The 15,927-nt window shown below is 47.9% G+C and carries 12 protein-coding genes; 8 read left to right on the top strand and 4 right to left on the bottom strand.

What is annotated here, in order from left to right:
• Positions 1-56 precede the first annotated feature (56 nt).
• Positions 57-566: a nucleoid-structuring protein H-NS gene (locus ACMVP2_RS24430; protein ID WP_339788373.1), complete on the bottom strand. Its 510-nt coding sequence runs from the start codon at positions 564-566 to the stop codon at positions 57-59.
• Between the two features lie 173 nt (positions 567-739).
• The gene (locus tag ACMVP2_RS24425) at positions 740-1,309 is read right to left on the bottom strand and encodes a hypothetical protein (protein ID WP_416865501.1); all 570 of its coding nucleotides are present in this window, start codon (positions 1,307-1,309) and stop codon (positions 740-742) included.
• A gap of 255 nt (positions 1,310-1,564) precedes the next feature.
• On the opposite strand from ACMVP2_RS24425, the gene ACMVP2_RS24420 reads away from it, so the two are divergent.
• Positions 1,565-3,022, top strand: a complete 1,458-nt coding sequence (locus tag ACMVP2_RS24420; RefSeq protein ID WP_416865500.1) for an alpha-L-fucosidase — start codon at positions 1,565-1,567, stop codon at positions 3,020-3,022.
• Between the two features lie 71 nt (positions 3,023-3,093).
• Here the strand turns inward: ACMVP2_RS24420 and ACMVP2_RS24415 are convergent, their stop codons facing one another.
• The gene (locus ACMVP2_RS24415) at positions 3,094-3,807 is read right to left on the bottom strand and encodes a GDSL-type esterase/lipase family protein (RefSeq protein WP_416865499.1); all 714 of its coding nucleotides are present in this window, start codon (positions 3,805-3,807) and stop codon (positions 3,094-3,096) included.
• A gap of 215 nt (positions 3,808-4,022) precedes the next feature.
• Between ACMVP2_RS24415 and ACMVP2_RS24410 the strand changes: the two genes are divergently transcribed.
• Positions 4,023-4,802: a hypothetical protein gene (locus ACMVP2_RS24410; RefSeq protein ID WP_416865498.1), complete on the top strand. Its 780-nt coding sequence runs from the start codon at positions 4,023-4,025 to the stop codon at positions 4,800-4,802.
• A gap of 554 nt (positions 4,803-5,356) precedes the next feature.
• On the opposite strand, the gene ACMVP2_RS24405 is transcribed toward ACMVP2_RS24410, so the two are convergent.
• Positions 5,357-6,352: a sugar phosphate isomerase/epimerase family protein gene (locus ACMVP2_RS24405; protein WP_416865497.1), complete on the bottom strand. Its 996-nt coding sequence runs from the start codon at positions 6,350-6,352 to the stop codon at positions 5,357-5,359.
• A gap of 263 nt (positions 6,353-6,615) precedes the next feature.
• On the opposite strand from ACMVP2_RS24405, the gene ACMVP2_RS24400 reads away from it, so the two are divergent.
• From ACMVP2_RS24400 to ACMVP2_RS24375, 6 genes are all read left to right on the top strand, one after another.
• On the top strand, positions 6,616-8,760 hold the full coding sequence (locus ACMVP2_RS24400; RefSeq protein ID WP_416865496.1) for a PQQ-binding-like beta-propeller repeat protein: 2,145 nt from the start codon (positions 6,616-6,618) through the stop codon (positions 8,758-8,760).
• Between the two features lie 110 nt (positions 8,761-8,870).
• The gene (locus tag ACMVP2_RS24395) at positions 8,871-10,772 is read left to right on the top strand and encodes a hypothetical protein (protein WP_416865495.1); all 1,902 of its coding nucleotides are present in this window, start codon (positions 8,871-8,873) and stop codon (positions 10,770-10,772) included.
• 162 nt (positions 10,773-10,934) lie between these two features.
• Complete coding sequence (locus ACMVP2_RS24390; RefSeq protein ID WP_416865494.1) at positions 10,935-12,020, top strand: sensor histidine kinase; 1,086 nt, start codon at positions 10,935-10,937, stop codon at positions 12,018-12,020.
• Complete coding sequence (locus ACMVP2_RS24385; protein WP_416865493.1) at positions 12,017-12,799, top strand: LytR/AlgR family response regulator transcription factor; 783 nt, start codon at positions 12,017-12,019, stop codon at positions 12,797-12,799. The genes ACMVP2_RS24390 and ACMVP2_RS24385 overlap by 4 nt, the downstream gene beginning before the upstream one ends.
• Before the next feature lie 95 nt (positions 12,800-12,894).
• Positions 12,895-15,318, top strand: a complete 2,424-nt coding sequence (locus ACMVP2_RS24380; protein WP_416865492.1) for an FtsX-like permease family protein — start codon at positions 12,895-12,897, stop codon at positions 15,316-15,318.
• 258 nt (positions 15,319-15,576) lie between these two features.
• Complete coding sequence (locus ACMVP2_RS24375) at positions 15,577-15,783, top strand: hypothetical protein (RefSeq protein ID WP_339788330.1); 207 nt, start codon at positions 15,577-15,579, stop codon at positions 15,781-15,783.
• The last annotated feature ends 144 nt before the right edge of the window (positions 15,784-15,927 follow it).

The following is a 15,927-nucleotide window of genomic DNA, read 5'->3' as shown; positions in this document are numbered from 1 at the left end:
CGTATATTTGAATATCTTATGCATGGTTATTTCTTTTTTGGATGGTTATCGTACCTCTACCTTTTTATCAGCTCAAGTTCTGTGATTTTTCCTGAAGCATTAGTCTTCATGTCCCTTATGTTGTTCAAGTTCTTTTTTTGGTCTTTCAAATAGTTGAGGTACTTCTCTGCTGTGGTAGGCTCATCATAATCGACCTCTCCTGAAGGCGACTCATAAATGATGATAAAAACAGGGACGCCAGGAGATGCAAACAGCATCAGGGCTTCGTTGATACTGCTGTTGGCCGAAGCGACCGTTGGCGCAGAAGAAATAGCGGCGAAGTATCCAGACAATTTAGATGATAGCGTAGCCGGAGGGGCAGTCTTTGCCTTGTTGGCATCGTTTTCCATTTCTTTGTTCGCATTGTCATAAGAAATATCCTTCTCCACCTTTTCCATAGGCTCTTTATTGGATACTTCCCTCATTTTCTTCTTGCTTTTGCAGGAAGAGGCTCCCAATACAATTAATAACACAAGTAGGCCATTTAGGGTACCTGTTTTCATCCACCTGTTTACGTGTTGTAACATGATTTGTCAGTTGTTTAATTTTGCTCAAAAGTTACGGCATAACAACAAGTCATACCAATTGATTTTCATTTTCTATTAAGAGGTTTAATGAAATCATCATACACAAAATGTTTGCCATGATTTCACATAAACGCCTTCGGAGAAAAGAATATTTCTCGGAGAAACCTTAAAGGTTATTTGCTTGTGGCTGGTGCGTTGGCATTTACTTCGTCACGGGCCTTTTCAAGCTTTGTAATGGAGGTATTCACCTCTGTCAAATGCTTGCTACTGAACGACCTGCCCTGCTCCTCTTTGCCGTCAGAAGCATAGGCTTTCATCATTTTCTCAAGGTCGGTTAGGTACCTGAGCGATTCGTTGATGTAGTAGAGGTCAAATTTGTCCGTTCCTGCTTGCTTTTCGATAAACTGATAGTCTCGATCGGCATCACTGTCCAGGGCCCTGGGTAGTTTCATCCCCGACTTGGTCGACACAATACTCAGGTCGAACAACACATCGCCCATAAGGGAGGCCACGTCGTTGGCTGCCAGGTAGGTGGTTCTCAACTTGGAATCCTTTCCGGCGAATACTGAGGCATTTTTTATAAACTGGGTTTTGTTCTGCACTTCAACCAGGTAGTTGGCCATTTCTTCTTTGGTACCTGTAAACTTGTCCTCGTTGTAAGTAATGGCGCCGTAGTAACTATTGCTTTTGCAACTGGCGAAAAGAATGATAATTAATCCAAAAACTAATTTGGTAGAATTCATGATTTGCTGGTTTAATTGATGGTTGAACTTGTTGCGCTACACAATCTTAGATAATCGTATAAACTACAAAAAGTTATAATTTTTAATGTATTAATACAATTATTAACGGCTCCGGCGGCAAATTGTTGCGCCAGGAGGTTATTGATTCCAATTCTATAGTTCCGCTGGTTCAAAGGTTGGCAGCACAGAATTGCCGAAAACCCACCTGCTGTTAGTGCATAAGTCCTTATATTTCGACATTCAACAATTTGACTTATGACCCGATCCTCCTTTCTCAAAACCTCAGTCTTCTTCGTCATCATTTTGGCTGCCTGCGAAACCAAACCAGTTGTGCCGCCGATGCCTGTTTTCCCTGTGCCCAGTGAAGAGCAACTCAAGTGGCATGAACTGGAGCAATATGCCTTTATTCATTTTACAACGAATACTTTTACTGATAAGGAATGGGGATTCGGCGATGAGCCGGAAAGCATATTTAACCCAACAGGGCTGGATGTTAGCCAATGGGTAAAAGTGATCAAAGATGCGGGGCTAAAGGCGGTTATATTAACTGCCAAGCATCACGACGGCTTTTGTCTTTGGCCCAGTATCTATACTGAACATTCCATCAAAAATAGTCCTTATAAAAATGGTAATGGGGATTTAGTGAAAGAACTTTCAGAAGCATGCAGAAAGGAAGGACTGCTATTTGGCATCTATCTCTCCCCGTGGGACAGGAATCATCCTGAATATGGACGACCAGACTATGTGACTTACTACAGGAATCAACTGCAAGAAATCTTCACCAACTACGGGCCCATCTTCGAAATGTGGTTTGACGGAGCCAATGGCGGCGATGGATACTACGGTGGAGCCAACGAAAAGCGCCGGATAGATGGAAAGACCTACTACGATTGGCCAACTACGATTGAAATGGTGAGAAAGATGGAGCCGAAGGTGCTTTTCTTTAGCGATGCAGGGCCGAGTATCCGGTGGGTGGGCAACGAAAGAGGACTCGCAGGAGACACCAACTGGAACACCATCAGCAACGATACTTTATACGCTGGGCAAGCTGGCATTACAGACTTGTTGAATACGGGCCACGCTGAAGGGCAACAATGGATTCCAGCCGAAGTAGACGTCAGCAGTCGGCCGGGTTGGTTTTATCATGCCAAAGAAGACAGCCTGGTAAAAACACCTGAAAAGCTGTTTGAGATTTATTTGACATCAGTGGGCCGAGGCTCCAATTTATTGCTCAATATCCCACCCGATCGCCGGGGGTTGGTTCATGAAAATGATGTGGCTGCTCTGCAAGGCTGGAAGAAACTCCTGGAAGAGGCCTTTAGTACCAATCTGGCATTAAATGCCAAAGCTTCAGCGTCAACAGTGAGAGGAGAAGCTGATGCCTATGGCGCAGCAAACCTCACCGATGGAAAAGCTGACACCTACTGGGCAACCGACGATGAGGTGACCACCGGCAGTGTCGATATTGCCTTGCCTCCATCGACGGCCGTTAGTTATGTGACTTTGAAAGAATTCATCAAGCTGGGACAAAGAGTAAAAGCATTTACCGTGGAAGCGAAGGTGGATGGTGCCTGGAAGCAAGTGGCGCAAGGCACTACTATCGGCTACAAGAGGATATTGAAGCTGGATGGCCCGGTAGCGGCTGAAGCTATTCGGGTGAATATTACAGAGAGCAAGGCTTGCCCGGTGTTGGCGGAGGTGGAGGTTTATTGATACCTCACCCCAAGTCACGGAGTGACTTTCCCCCTCTCCTGGCAGGAGAGGGGAAGAAATCCTTCGGATTTCTAGGGGTGAGGTAAATACCCCATCTCCTTCAAATGCTTCACCCAAATATCATAGCCCCGTCGGTTGAGGTGCAGGCCGTCTTTTGTGAGATTGGCATCCAGCCGCTGGCGGTCGTCAAGGAACAGCGGAAACAGGTTCACGAAGGTCACTTTGGTGTCGAGCGCCACTTTATAAAGCAGTTGATTGGTCATCAGCACATGGTACTGCTTGTCGTAGTGCTGAGGAAACCTCGGGTACTCCGGGTTGACTGGCAAAATGCTTTGGATATAAATCTCTGTGGCAGGGGTTTCCGCTTTTAGCCTTGTAACTATCTTCCTGACATTGTTGGCGATGACAGCATCGGGGATGTCGTTACCGATATCATTGACGCCGATCAGCAGAAACAGCTTCGATGGCTTGCGCTGAATGATCTCATCAAGCCTGTTGAGGATGCCATAGCTGAAGTCGCCACCGATACCCCGGTTAACGACCGTTGGATCACCAAGCAGTTCGGCCCAGGGCCCGCCCTCTGTGATGCTGTTGCCCAGAAAGAGTATTTTGCCTGTGCTCATTGGTTCTTTTGCAAACTTCTCCAGCCTCCGCTTGTGATGCTCCATGATGAATGGAATGGTGTCGAACACATTCTGGTGGGTGACACTCTGCTGTGCCGTAGCGGGCAAGTATAGCGTGAGTATCGATAAAAGGACTATGGAGCGGAGTAGGTGTTTTTTCATTGAGGTTTTTTAGAAGAGTGTGCGCAATAGTTAATGCTAAAAGTAGCAAAGAGGATTTCCAAAGTAAAGAGCAAACTCTCTCGTGCCACCAGCTAAGGCTGTGGGCACGACGGTGGTGCCCACAGCCTTAGCTGGTGGCATCACCTCACCTGATCCCAAAAGTATTCGGTGAAAAAAGGCACAATACTTGCTTCATTATTTCAAAACCCTGCGCCATGAAGACTTATACTACCCTCCTATTGTTGCTGGTTGGCTCAACCGCCTTTGGTCAGCGCCTTGTACCCATCAATTTTTCCAAAGCTTACCAGGATCCATACTATATGGTGCTGGAAGCCGACAGCATCACAGCGGTGCTTGAGCATGTGGAAACGGAAAACAGGTTGGTCATCTTTGACCTTGAAATAGTCAACAAGAGTGGCATGCCGCTCAAAGTTGATCCTAAGCTATTTCACTACTACGCTGGGAGCAGCCCTTTTCCTGAGCTTACCGGTGAGGCCGACAATGTCCATCAGGTATCATTCCCCTACAGCCAGGTGCCTGGCTATCTGAGAAAATCGCTGACCAAGAACGTGGTGGAAGACCATTATGAAACACAGATCAAGCAGCAGCAAACATTGGCCATCATCTTCGGTGTCCTCTCAGTAGGCATGATGGTGGCTGATGTTGCAAGCGACGTGAGAGATTCAAAGAAAGAGTTTTATACCCAAAAGGACTGGAGCAAATCGCAAACCAGGGATGTCCTCACGGCCACCACACTGATGACAACGGATGCAGTCATCCGCTCTTCGCAAGAAAGAAACTACTATACAAGAGAAGACCTGCACTACCTCGATCAGGAGATTATGCAACCTATGGATCTACCCGACACATCAGCGTTAAGAGGCAAGGTCTATTTCCCTAAAAATGGCACCTACAGGTATTATCGGGTGGTGGTGCCAGTGGAGGGGTATAATTTTGTGTTTGATTTTAGAAAGGCGAGGGTGAGCGACTACTGAGAAACCATCATTTTCAGTTCTATTCTATGAAGAAATTGGTGACATTAGAGGAATGGTTAGCTTGTTTCTCATACTTCTAATTTTCAGTCTAGCGTATTTTATTCCACGTCTAGGCTTTGTATCACGAACACTTTATTCAAAAAGGAATGGCATCACCTTTTCTGAAAATAGAAAGACTGCTTTAAGCAGCCTCAAGGACACTTCAGTCGGTCTAATTATTTACTTAATTATCGTTTTCGCCTGCACCATTGTGGATTTGTTAGACGACGATCTCGTTTTTGCAGCCATTTTCTTTCCTATGTTCCTTTTTGTGTTTCCTATCGTCGGCTCGGGGTTTCGCTGGCTAATTTTTTACCGAAAGTCAAAGAGCTTCTCCGAGATATATGATGGCGGACATATCATTGATATGTATATTGGAATTTTCATGTTGGGCATAGTCTATATGCTATTGGACAATTACGGTCATATTCCTCTCGACTGGAGTCTGACAGTTACATAATGCGCAACTGACAACAATCCTCAAAGCGTACGGAGGTACTGATGATTTCTGAAGGCTAAGACACCTTCCCTCCCACTTTCTCCAGCAAATTCTTCGTCAACTTGATACCTTCCTCTTCGGTCGGGTAGTTGCCTTCTACGCCAAACATTTTCATGGCAGCGCCCTCGGCTTCTATGCCCATAAACCCTTTGAAACCGGAGTCTTTGATGATGGTGAGCATTTTAACGAAGTCCGTTTCTGTATCGTTACCCTTGGCATCAAATCCGTGCGTTTTGGCACTTACGCCTTTGGCATAGGGCATCATGGCTTTCACACTTTCATACTTATCAAAAGTGGCTATGACTTTGGCGTTTTTGAATGCTTCAATCGTCATTTCTTCCATGCGCTCCCTACGGACGAAGTTACCGAAATCAGGCAGTAGCCCTGCATAAGGGTTATTGACCTGCTTCATTACTTCCACCAGCCATTTGGCATCGGTCGAGGGGCCAAAATGGTTTTCAATGATGACATTAATGCCGGCTTGCTGTCCGTACTCCACGAGGCTGCCGTAGCCATCCACGCCGGCTTTGGCAATTTCCTCATCGGTGCCGGGCCCGTCGAGGTTCACCCTGATTGCATGACAGCCAAGCTCTTTGGCAGCTTCCACCCATTTGTAGTGGTTCTCAACAGCCTGCTTTCGGGTGGCGGCATCGGGATGACCTAGTTCTCCTTCTGCATCCACCATAATCAGCACATTGCGCACACCCAGGTCGTCGGTGCGGGCTTTTAGTTCCTTCACATACTCCTTGTCTCCGCCCTTCCCGTTCCAAAAAGTAGACACATATTCGATATTGGAGATGCCGTAGGTGTTTTTGGCCAGCGCCGGAAACTCGATGTTGGTCAGCTTCTGGCTAAAGAAAGAGCCCGCCAGGGAAAACTGCGCCAGGGAAATATCGAAGAACAGCTTTTTTGCTGGTGCCTCTGCGAAAAGGTCGAATGGCAAAGTGGCAGCAAGGCCCAAACCGGCAGCCCCTGCTCCGGTCTTTTTAAGAAAATCTCTTCGGGTGTTCATAGTATATCAGAGGAATTAATAGCGTTTAATTCATCAGCGTCCGTTTAAGAAGATACTGATGGAATCCGGGAATGGCTCAATAGACAATGCCGGAGTCAAGCTAAGCTAAAGAATGTCTGGTCTATGTCAAAGCCTTGGTGCGTCTTTTTAACACAATGAGATGTAACTCAACGGTCACCTGCTTATCAAATACGGGTTCCAATAATTGCGAATTCTGTCTATCTTCCCTCCGGCAGCGCTTGCATTACCTACAACATCCCTTTATGAAAAATATTATCAGAGTTAGTTTTTGGAAAGCTTTTTCAATTGCGTCTCTTTTTCCTGCCCTGTTCTGTCTTCCATCATGCCAAAACGGAACTGCAACGAGAGATAGTTGGTCGGTGTACAAAGGCGACGCCACCAGCAGCAGCTATTCCAGCCTCAATCAAATCACCAAAGAAAACGTAGCTACCCTTGAAGTTGCGTGGGTTTTTGAACCAAATGACGCCCCTGACGGTGCGAGGGCCGTCAAGTACGAGTGTAACCCAATCATTATTGATGGAGTTATGTACCTCACGTCTGCCAGACATGTGGTGTATGCGCTTGATGCGGCTTCCGGCAAAATCATCTGGTCATTCGACCCTTTTGATGGTAAAGGGGGTGCTATCAAAAGAGGCGTGAGCTACTGGCAAAGTGGGACAGAGCGACGGATTATGTTCACCGCCGGGAATCATCTCTTCGCTTTGGACGCAACAACCGGAGAGCAGATTTCCGACTTCGGCGACAACGGAAAAGTAAATCTGAATATTGAGAACTTCTCCGGAGAGGAAGCCTGGGTGGTACCCACTTCACCGGGTATCATTTACAATAATCTTATCATCCTGGGCTCAGAGGTCTCCGAATCCTATGGCGCCGCTCCGGGTTACATCCGAGCTTACGACGTGCGCACGGGGAAGCTGGAATGGACTTTTCACACCATCCCCTGGCCGGGAGAAGTCGGGTATGACACCTGGCCACCGGACGCATGGAAGAAGGTAGGCGGTGCCAACAATTGGGGTGGAATGAGTCTCGATGAGAAGAGAGGCATTGTTTACGTGCCGCTTGGCTCGCCCACCTACGACTATTATGGGGCGGATCGAAAGGGCATGAATCTGTTTGGCAATAGCCTGGTCGCTTTGGAAGCTGGCACGGGCAAGCTAGTATGGCACTTTCAAACCACCCACCACGACCTGTGGGACTACGACCTCCCAGCCCCTCCCAACCTGATCACTGTAACAAAGGATGGGCGACAAATAGACGCAGTTGCACAAACTACCAAAACAGGGTTTCTGTTTGTGCTGAACAGGGAAACCGGCGAGCCTATCTTCCCCGTGGAAGAGCGACCCGTACCTGCTAGCAATATTCCTGGAGAACAAGCCTGGCCTACTCAGCCCTTCCCTACAATGCCTGCTCCTTATGCAGGGCAATACCTAACAGAACAGGACTTGGCTGATTTTTCCTCTGACTCACAGCAGCAGGTGCTGGATGCCTTCCGCAGCTTCCGGTATGAAGGAATTTATACACCGCCCGATACGAGCGGCACGTTGTTGACCCCCGGCAGCCGTGGTGGTTCGGAATGGGGTGGTGCCGCCTGGGATCAGCAAACAGGCCTGCTCTACCTGAATGCCAACGAGTCACCCGAAATTGCCAAAGTAAGCCGGGGAGTGGCGTGGAAGAGCCCCAGAGACCAAAGCATGTACAATGTGGGGCGTTCTTTTTACAATACTTACTGCGCCTCTTGTCACGGTGCTAACAAACAGGCAACCGATCCCTCTATTCCATCCCTAGTAGACGTGGGGAAGCGGCTAAGCAAAGACGAGATACTTAACAGAGTGAAAAATGGCAAAGGTAAAATGCCTGCCTTTGGACAGGTGGCGACAGGCAATGAGGAAGAAATTCTTTCTTACCTGCTGGAGATCAACAGGGACAAGATTTCTCAAAAATCCCAGAATGAGTCTGACACAGGCATGGTGTACCTCAATCTGACGGCTTATGGGTATTTTAGAGACAAGGAAGGACGTCCAGCCATCAAGCCACCCTGGGGTACATTGAACGCCATCAATCTGAATACAGGAGAGTATGCCTGGCGGGTGCCGCTGGGCAATATTCCCGAACTCCAACAGCCAGGCGATCCCCCGACGGGTATTGAGAATTATGGTGGGCCAGTGGTAACAGCTGGTGGACTGGTATTTATAGCAGCTACCGGTGACCAGAAGATCCGGGCGTTTGACAAAGAGACAGGTGATGAGGTTTGGACGGCAGACTTGCCAGGCAATGGGTACGCCAGTCCGGCGGTATACGAAGCAAATGGCAAGCAGCATCTGGCAATTGCCGTAACCGGTAACCGAGACAAGCCGGGCGGTTGGATGATCGTTTTTTCCCTGCCCTGACCGAAGCCAAAGCTATCAATACTTTTGAAACACAACCGACAAACACTGGTTAGGCGCTGTTCCTACTATTTGGTTTTCTATTCACCCTTTATCGCTGTAACTTCTTTGCCATGAAAACCATCGTCCTGATTACACTCCTCACCTCTTTCCTTTTTATTAATTGGCAACCTGCCTCGGTAGCTGACAAAACCATGGCAGACGAGTTTATCGTCGAACCCTCTACCCTGTTGTGCGCTGGCTTCGAATGGAAAATTTTTGGCGACGACAACAGGAATGCCACCGTGGCCGTGGAGTACCGAAAAAAGGGAGACACTCAATGGAAACAAGGCCATCCGTTGCTGAGAATTGGCGATGAGAAAGTGTACGGGCACGACCAACGATGGGTTTACACCGTGCCCGACATGTTTGCGGGCAGCATTTTTAACCTGGAGCCAGGCACCAGCTACGAGGGACGGTTCACTCTCACCGACCCCGATGGGGTGTCGGGCATAGCGGAGAAAGTGGTAACGTTTGACACCAGGCCTGAACCTCAACCTTATGCTGGCGGGCAAACCTACCATGTTTATCCGATGGGTTACGATGGCCCTAAGGAAAGTACTGCTTTTACTGGTCTGAATGCTGCCTACTATGGCGAAGGCAACCAGGGCGACTGGTGGATGGTACCCGAACCAAGGGTGCAGCCAGGAGATGTTATTTTGGTTCACGCTGGCCTTTACAAAGGCGACAGAAGAAAGTACGCCCATGAACTAGCGCTTGATTTTCATGGTGCTTACGTGCTGACACAAAAAGGCACACCTGAAAAACCCATCACTATTAAGGCAGCCGGTGATGGGGAAGTGATTTTTGATGGCGATGGTGCCTACCGCCTGTTCGATGTGATGGCCGCCGACTACCATTACTTCGAAGGACTGACCATCAGGAATACCGAGGTAGCCTTTTATGCAGGACTAAAACGGGTCATGGGTGCCAGCGGACTGACCGTGAAGCGCTGTAAAATGGAAGACATTGGCATGGCCGTGATGACGCACAGCGCTGATTCTAAAGACTTTTACATTGCCGACAACACGCTTATCGGCAGACACGAGCCCGACACCCTCATTGGCTGGTACGGCTTCGAAGAGCCAGCTCCTCTCACGTCCTACGTGGCCATCAAGGTTTATGGTCAGGGGCATGTGGTGTGCCACAACAGCATTTCGTTTTTCCACGATGGTATCAGCGTTGATACGCATGGACTGCCTGAAGAAGGCAAGCCCAAGTGTGCGTCAATCGACTTTTACAGAAACGATATCTTCAACATGGCCGACGACTTTATTGAAGCCGACGGCGGCGTGCACAATATCAGGGTGTTTGAAAACCGGGGCTTTAATTCCTACCACGCCTCTCTGAGTGCTCAACCGGTATTTGGTGGTCCGGTGTACTTTATTCGCAATATCTGTTACAATACGCCCGGCACTGCCCTGAAATACATGATCCGCCCGGCTGGTATTTATACTTACAACAACACCTTCATTACCGAGGCCGCCATCAGTGTCTTTTCCAATGGCCATTTTCGCAACAATATTTTCATGGGATCTTCCGACAGCCGCCAGGCACTAAGTGCGACAACCCTTACTACCTACTCGACCATGGACTACAATGGATACAGGAAAAAAGGCAATTCCGAAAAACCTTACCGGCTTCGCTACCCTACCGCCAGCGCTCAAAACCAGGCGGATGAGAAAGAACTTACGTGGGTGGAAGCTTCGTCGTTGAAAGAGTTGGGCAAACTGACAGGGTTCGAACTACACAGCACGGAGCTCGACTTCGACGCTTTTGAAAATGTGCCTGTACCTGACAAAAGAGGGCATATCTACGCAGTGGAAGGGGTTAACTTGTCCCTGAGAAAAGGCAGTAAGGCGATAGATGCTGGTGTAGCCATTCCCAACGTCACAGACGGATTCACCGGAAAAGCACCGGATTTAGGTGCTTTGGAGGCTGGAGCGGCGTTGCCGGTTTATGGGCCGAGGAATTGAAATACTTGGATTGTGAGCAGGATAAAGGCTTTTAAAGGAAGTCTCATGAGAAACCCTCGGACGGTTGTAGTTTAAAGCGACTACCGGGGCTTTCAAGACTAGTTAGTTCCGAAACCCAACAATTGACTAATTTGGAGGCTTGGTATTCCTCGTATTCAACCAATGACACCAGGCGATTCATTTTCCAGCAAGCAATTCGCTCCCTACAACACTCTGGTGCTGTCAGGGCTTTTTTGCTTTGCCTGGGCCAGGGAGGCGTGGACTGCTGGGTTAATCGCCGACAATATCCTTTTTTGGCCTGGCGGCTACTTCCTTTCCCTTTGGATACTAAGCCCCTTAGCACTTTATTTCTTCAAATCACTGGAAACAACTGGGCGGCGGGCTTTCATTAAACAACATTTGACAATAAGCGCAGGCTTTGGGATGCTGCATTTTTTCCTAACAGGGTTGGTCATCATTTTATTGGAACGCTTTTTTAAACTGCCCGAGCATTATAATTTTTATCAGCCAGGCAGCTATATCCGGCAATCGTGGCCCTATTTGTTTGACGGCATGCTCTGGTATTGGGGTTATATCTTCGTGTTTTTGTACCTACAAACCAGAGAGCGACTAGCCGTTGAAAAGCAAAAATCGGAAGCTATTCAAAAAGAGCTGGCAGCGTCCGACCTAAGCGTGTTGCGAACAGAGCTCAACCCACACTTTCTTTTCAATGCTATGAACAGCATTGCCATGAAGGTGAGGCTCAAAGAGAACAAACTGGCTGTGGCCATGATAGCCTCCCTCAATGATCTTCTGAGGTCGGTGCTGTCGAGGAAACGAGAAAAAACGGTGCCTCTTTCCGAGGAAATTGAGCTACTGAACAAGTACCTGATGATTGAAAGGGTGAGGTTCGGTGACCAGGTAGAAGTAACACAAGATTTCAAGGAAGATTTGCTCCCGGCAAGTGTGCCACAAATGATATTACAACCGCTGGTTGAAAACGCCTTTAAACATGGAGTGAAAGACAGCCTGCAACAGCAAAAAATCAGCATTACCGGAGCAAAGGAGAACGGCGCTCTGATCCTCACCGTCTTCAACACAACCGAACAAATGCGAAGGTTCGATACTGCCAGCGGATCGGAAGGCGTAGGTTTGCCCAATGTCATCCACCGGCTTCGCAGGCACTATGGCACTGACTTTCGGTTCCAAAGCATGAGCACTGGCGCTGGCATTGCTTTCAGAATTACTTTACCTTTTCGGTCGATATGAAGATTAAGTGCCTGGTAATAGACGATGAGGAAACAGCCCGCAGAGGATTGGCTGTGCTGCTGGAAGACTATGAAGAGGTGGAGCTTATCGGACTCTGCGTCAACGGTGTGGAAGCCATCGACCAGATCAGGGCACTGAAACCCGACCTGATCTTTCTGGATGTACAGATGCCGGGCGTGAATGGGTTTGAAGTACTGGCTAGCCTTCCAAAGCCCTGGCCTCAAGTCGTTTTCATCACGGCTCACGATCAATTTGCGCTGAAAGCATTTGAGGTCAATGCAGTGGATTACCTGCTTAAACCCTTCAGCGACGAACGATTCGAACAGGCACTTCAACGGGCGAAGGCCAAAATAAAGGCCCAGGGATTAGAAAACGGAGCAGTTAAAAACCTGATCGATCAAACTAAGGCCAGCCTGAAAGGGACGTCGTCACTTGTACAAAATGATGGCGAGCAGGAAAGGCTGGTGATCAAGGTAGACGGCAGCATTCATTTACTGGAACTTCCCGACATCCGGTATGTGGAAGCATTTGACTACTATGTAAAAATCCATGTGGCAGATCGCTTCTTCCTGCTAAGGGAAACCATGAAAAAGATGGAGGACCGCCTGCCTGACAGTAGTTTTACAAGAATACACAAGTCATACATTGTAAACCATGCGTTTGTCAAGGCCCTCCACAAGCAGGAAAACAATGAATACGAAATAGAATTAACTGATAGTTCCCAGCTAAAGGTGAGCCGAAACTTCCGTGCTCAGTTGCTGGAAAGGTTGGGTATATGACCTGTTCCTGCACCCCGCCTACCTCTTGCTGCAAGCTTCAGTCGTGGAATGCCAGCATTCGTTATTTTTGGTTTAACAACTCAAAATACTAGCTCATGCTTCGCAACCACCTCATCTTTGCCCTCAGGTTATTTCTAAAAGACAGCGTTTACTCCGTGCTCAACATTATGGGCCTGGCACTGGGTATCACTGTGGGCATCATTCTCCTGCTCTTCCTCCAGGGAGAGCTCACTTACGACCAGCACTTTGCCAAACACAAGCAAATTTATCGCTTCACCAACCACCTGAAGGCTGATGGTGCCGATTTTAATACAGCCAATACAGCCAGGGAGCTGGCACCTATCCTTAAAGCCGATCTCCCCGAAGTGCTGGAATATGTGCGGTTTCTGGGATACAGCGAGTCGATGGTAGAGTACAAGGAGCAAGATGGGGTGCATAAGCAATTCTACGAGGATAAGATTTGGAGGGCCGACAGCAATATGTTCTCCTTGTTTGATCACACTTTTTTTGAAGGTGACCCAAAATCGTGCCTGGAAGGCCCTGGCAAGGTCGTCATCACAAGGAGCATTGCTCAAAAGTATTTTGGAGAGGAAGAGGCTGTTGGCAAGCTGCTGATTTTCCCGGAAGGGGACACACGCAAAGTTACAGCTGTTATTTCTGACCTTCCCGACAACTCCCACCTAAAGTACGAGATCCTCTTATCTCATATTGCTCCACGAAATTGGATTGAAGAAGGCGATGCTACCCGAAAATCGGAAGGGTTCTGGAACCCTAACGGGTACACTTACCTCCTCATGCCCCTCGACTATGATCCCAACACTTTCTACGACAAATTCCCGGCTATATTTGACAAGACTTTTGGCCTTTTTGCCAAACGCATCAACGGAACTGTTACACCAAAATTACAACCCCTTGCCGACATCCATTTCAATTCCGACTTTGCTGGCGATGAGCCGGTAGGCAACATCAACTATGTTTACACCTTCGCCATAGTAGGCATTTTCATCATCATTTTGGCCTGTATTAACTACATGAACATGGCTACCGCTCGTTCCGTGGTGAGGACGGGTGAAATGGGTATTCGTAAAGTGCTGGGGTTTTCAAAGGCGGAGCTTTTCCGCAATGTGATGCTGGAGGCCATCCTGATTGCCTTCATTGCCATGCTGATTGCGATTGTGATATCATATGTGGTGTTGGAACTCACACCTTTCAACTCCTGGATTGACAAAAACCTCTCTCTCAACTTCTTCACCAACCCATTCCTCACCTTCGGAATGTTTAGCATCACGCTGCTAGTAGGTCTGATTTCGGGAGTCTACCCCGCTCTCTACATCCCCTCTGTGCCGGTGGTGCAAGCCCTCAAAGGCACCTTCACTGGCGACAAATCAGGCACCTTATTGAGAAAAGGACTCATCATATTTCAATTTGTGGTGTCACTGTTTGTTATCATTTGCACAGTGCTCATGGACAAGCAAATTGAGTTTATGCAAAACAAGGAGCTCGGGTTCAAGAAAGAAAACGTGGTAGTGATAGAGGTCAAAGACACTGTTACGGCCAACCACATGGATGCCATTAGAACTGAGCTTAGAAAAAACCCCAATATCATTAGTGCGGCGACCTCCTATGGCACGCCGGGAATGGGCTTTGGCGGTCAGGTGGTGTGGGTAGAACGGGACACAGCCATGGCACAGCAAAGCATGACCATGATATGGTCCGGGCCCGATTACCTTGAAACCATGGGTATAGAACTAGTTGACGGACGTGATTTTAATCCAGACTCTGAGGCAGAGTACGTTATGAAGTTCATCGTCAACGAAACCGGCGCCAGAGAGTTAGGCTGGGGAGACAATGCTGTGGGCAAGAAGGTGAAGTATTTTCACGGCGAGGAGTTGGGTCAAGTGATAGGCGTGGTCAAGGATTTTAATTTCGAGTCTCTGCATAACCAAATTGAGCCACTATTCATTGTGCTGGACGAGAGCAACGGTGGGCGCATTCATATACGCATCAAAGGAGAAGACATTAAGGCAACAATTGCCGATATTGAAGAGATTTGGACCGGTTTTGACCCCAATCATCCTTTTGAATACACTTTTCTGGATCAGGAGTTTGCCAAACAATACCGGGCCGACCAAATTCAACTAAAACTCATTTCAACGTTGTCCTACATCTGCATTATTGTGTCAATTCTGGGGCTTATCGGTTTGTCGGCTTTCACTGCCAGCCGCAAAGCCAAAGAAATCAGCATAAGAAAAGTGCTGGGGGCCAGCTCCGCCACGATAGTGTTGCTGTTTTCGAAAGACTACGTTAAGCTGATCCTCATCGCTTTTGTGATCTCAGTGCCGCTGGCGAACTACATTATCGTAGAATGGACCTCCAAGTTTGCCTACCAGATGTCCATCCATTGGTTCTATTTTGTGCTACCCGGAGTGTTGGTGCTTGCGCTCGGTCTTCTAACTGTGGGAGCACAATCGCTGCGGTCAGCCAGAGCCAACCCTGTTGACGGCCTGAGGAGAGAGTAGCTGAATGTATTTCTTGTTTAAGCGGACACCCTTTGCACCGATTTATGTCGTCACATACTACCCCTGGAAAGCTCGGCAAGCGGTGCTGTAACAGAACAAAGCAGGCCCCTTTGCATTTCACGGAATGATAACCCGATAACCAGATTTGGGCGTTAATTCGTGGTAACACAAACTGAGGTAATAGGTACGGGAATTATCTGAATCTAAACTATTCCCTACCGCTAGCTGTTGTAATAATATAATCTAAACCATAAAATCATGGACATAGCAGCGAAAGCAAAGGAAGAAATTGAAAGCAGGCTCAAGAAAATTGAAAGCTTCATAGAAGAAAAAGGGCTTGGCTCTTCCTACCTAACAAAAGCAAGACGCACCCAGCGCAACGTAAATCTCGCCATTGCAGTGGGTACACTGATCACTGTGGCTGGCATTAGCATCTGGCTATTGAGCAGCCCTCGAAAAGACTAAATCTTTATCAATGTCGGTTGAGACCGTAGTGGCAGTGGCCTTACTTTTCGATCATTCCTGTGGTCACAAAGCAACTCAAGGAACTCCAATTTCGGAATTGAGATGTCCGACTATTAATTCGTCAAATTTCCGACCCAATATCGG

This window comes from Imperialibacter sp., from assembly GCF_048007035.1.
Classification (GTDB): domain Bacteria; phylum Bacteroidota; class Bacteroidia; order Cytophagales; family Cyclobacteriaceae; genus Imperialibacter.
The sequence above is the reverse complement of the archived record's forward strand: the minus strand, read 5'-3'. Positions and strand labels throughout refer to the sequence as shown.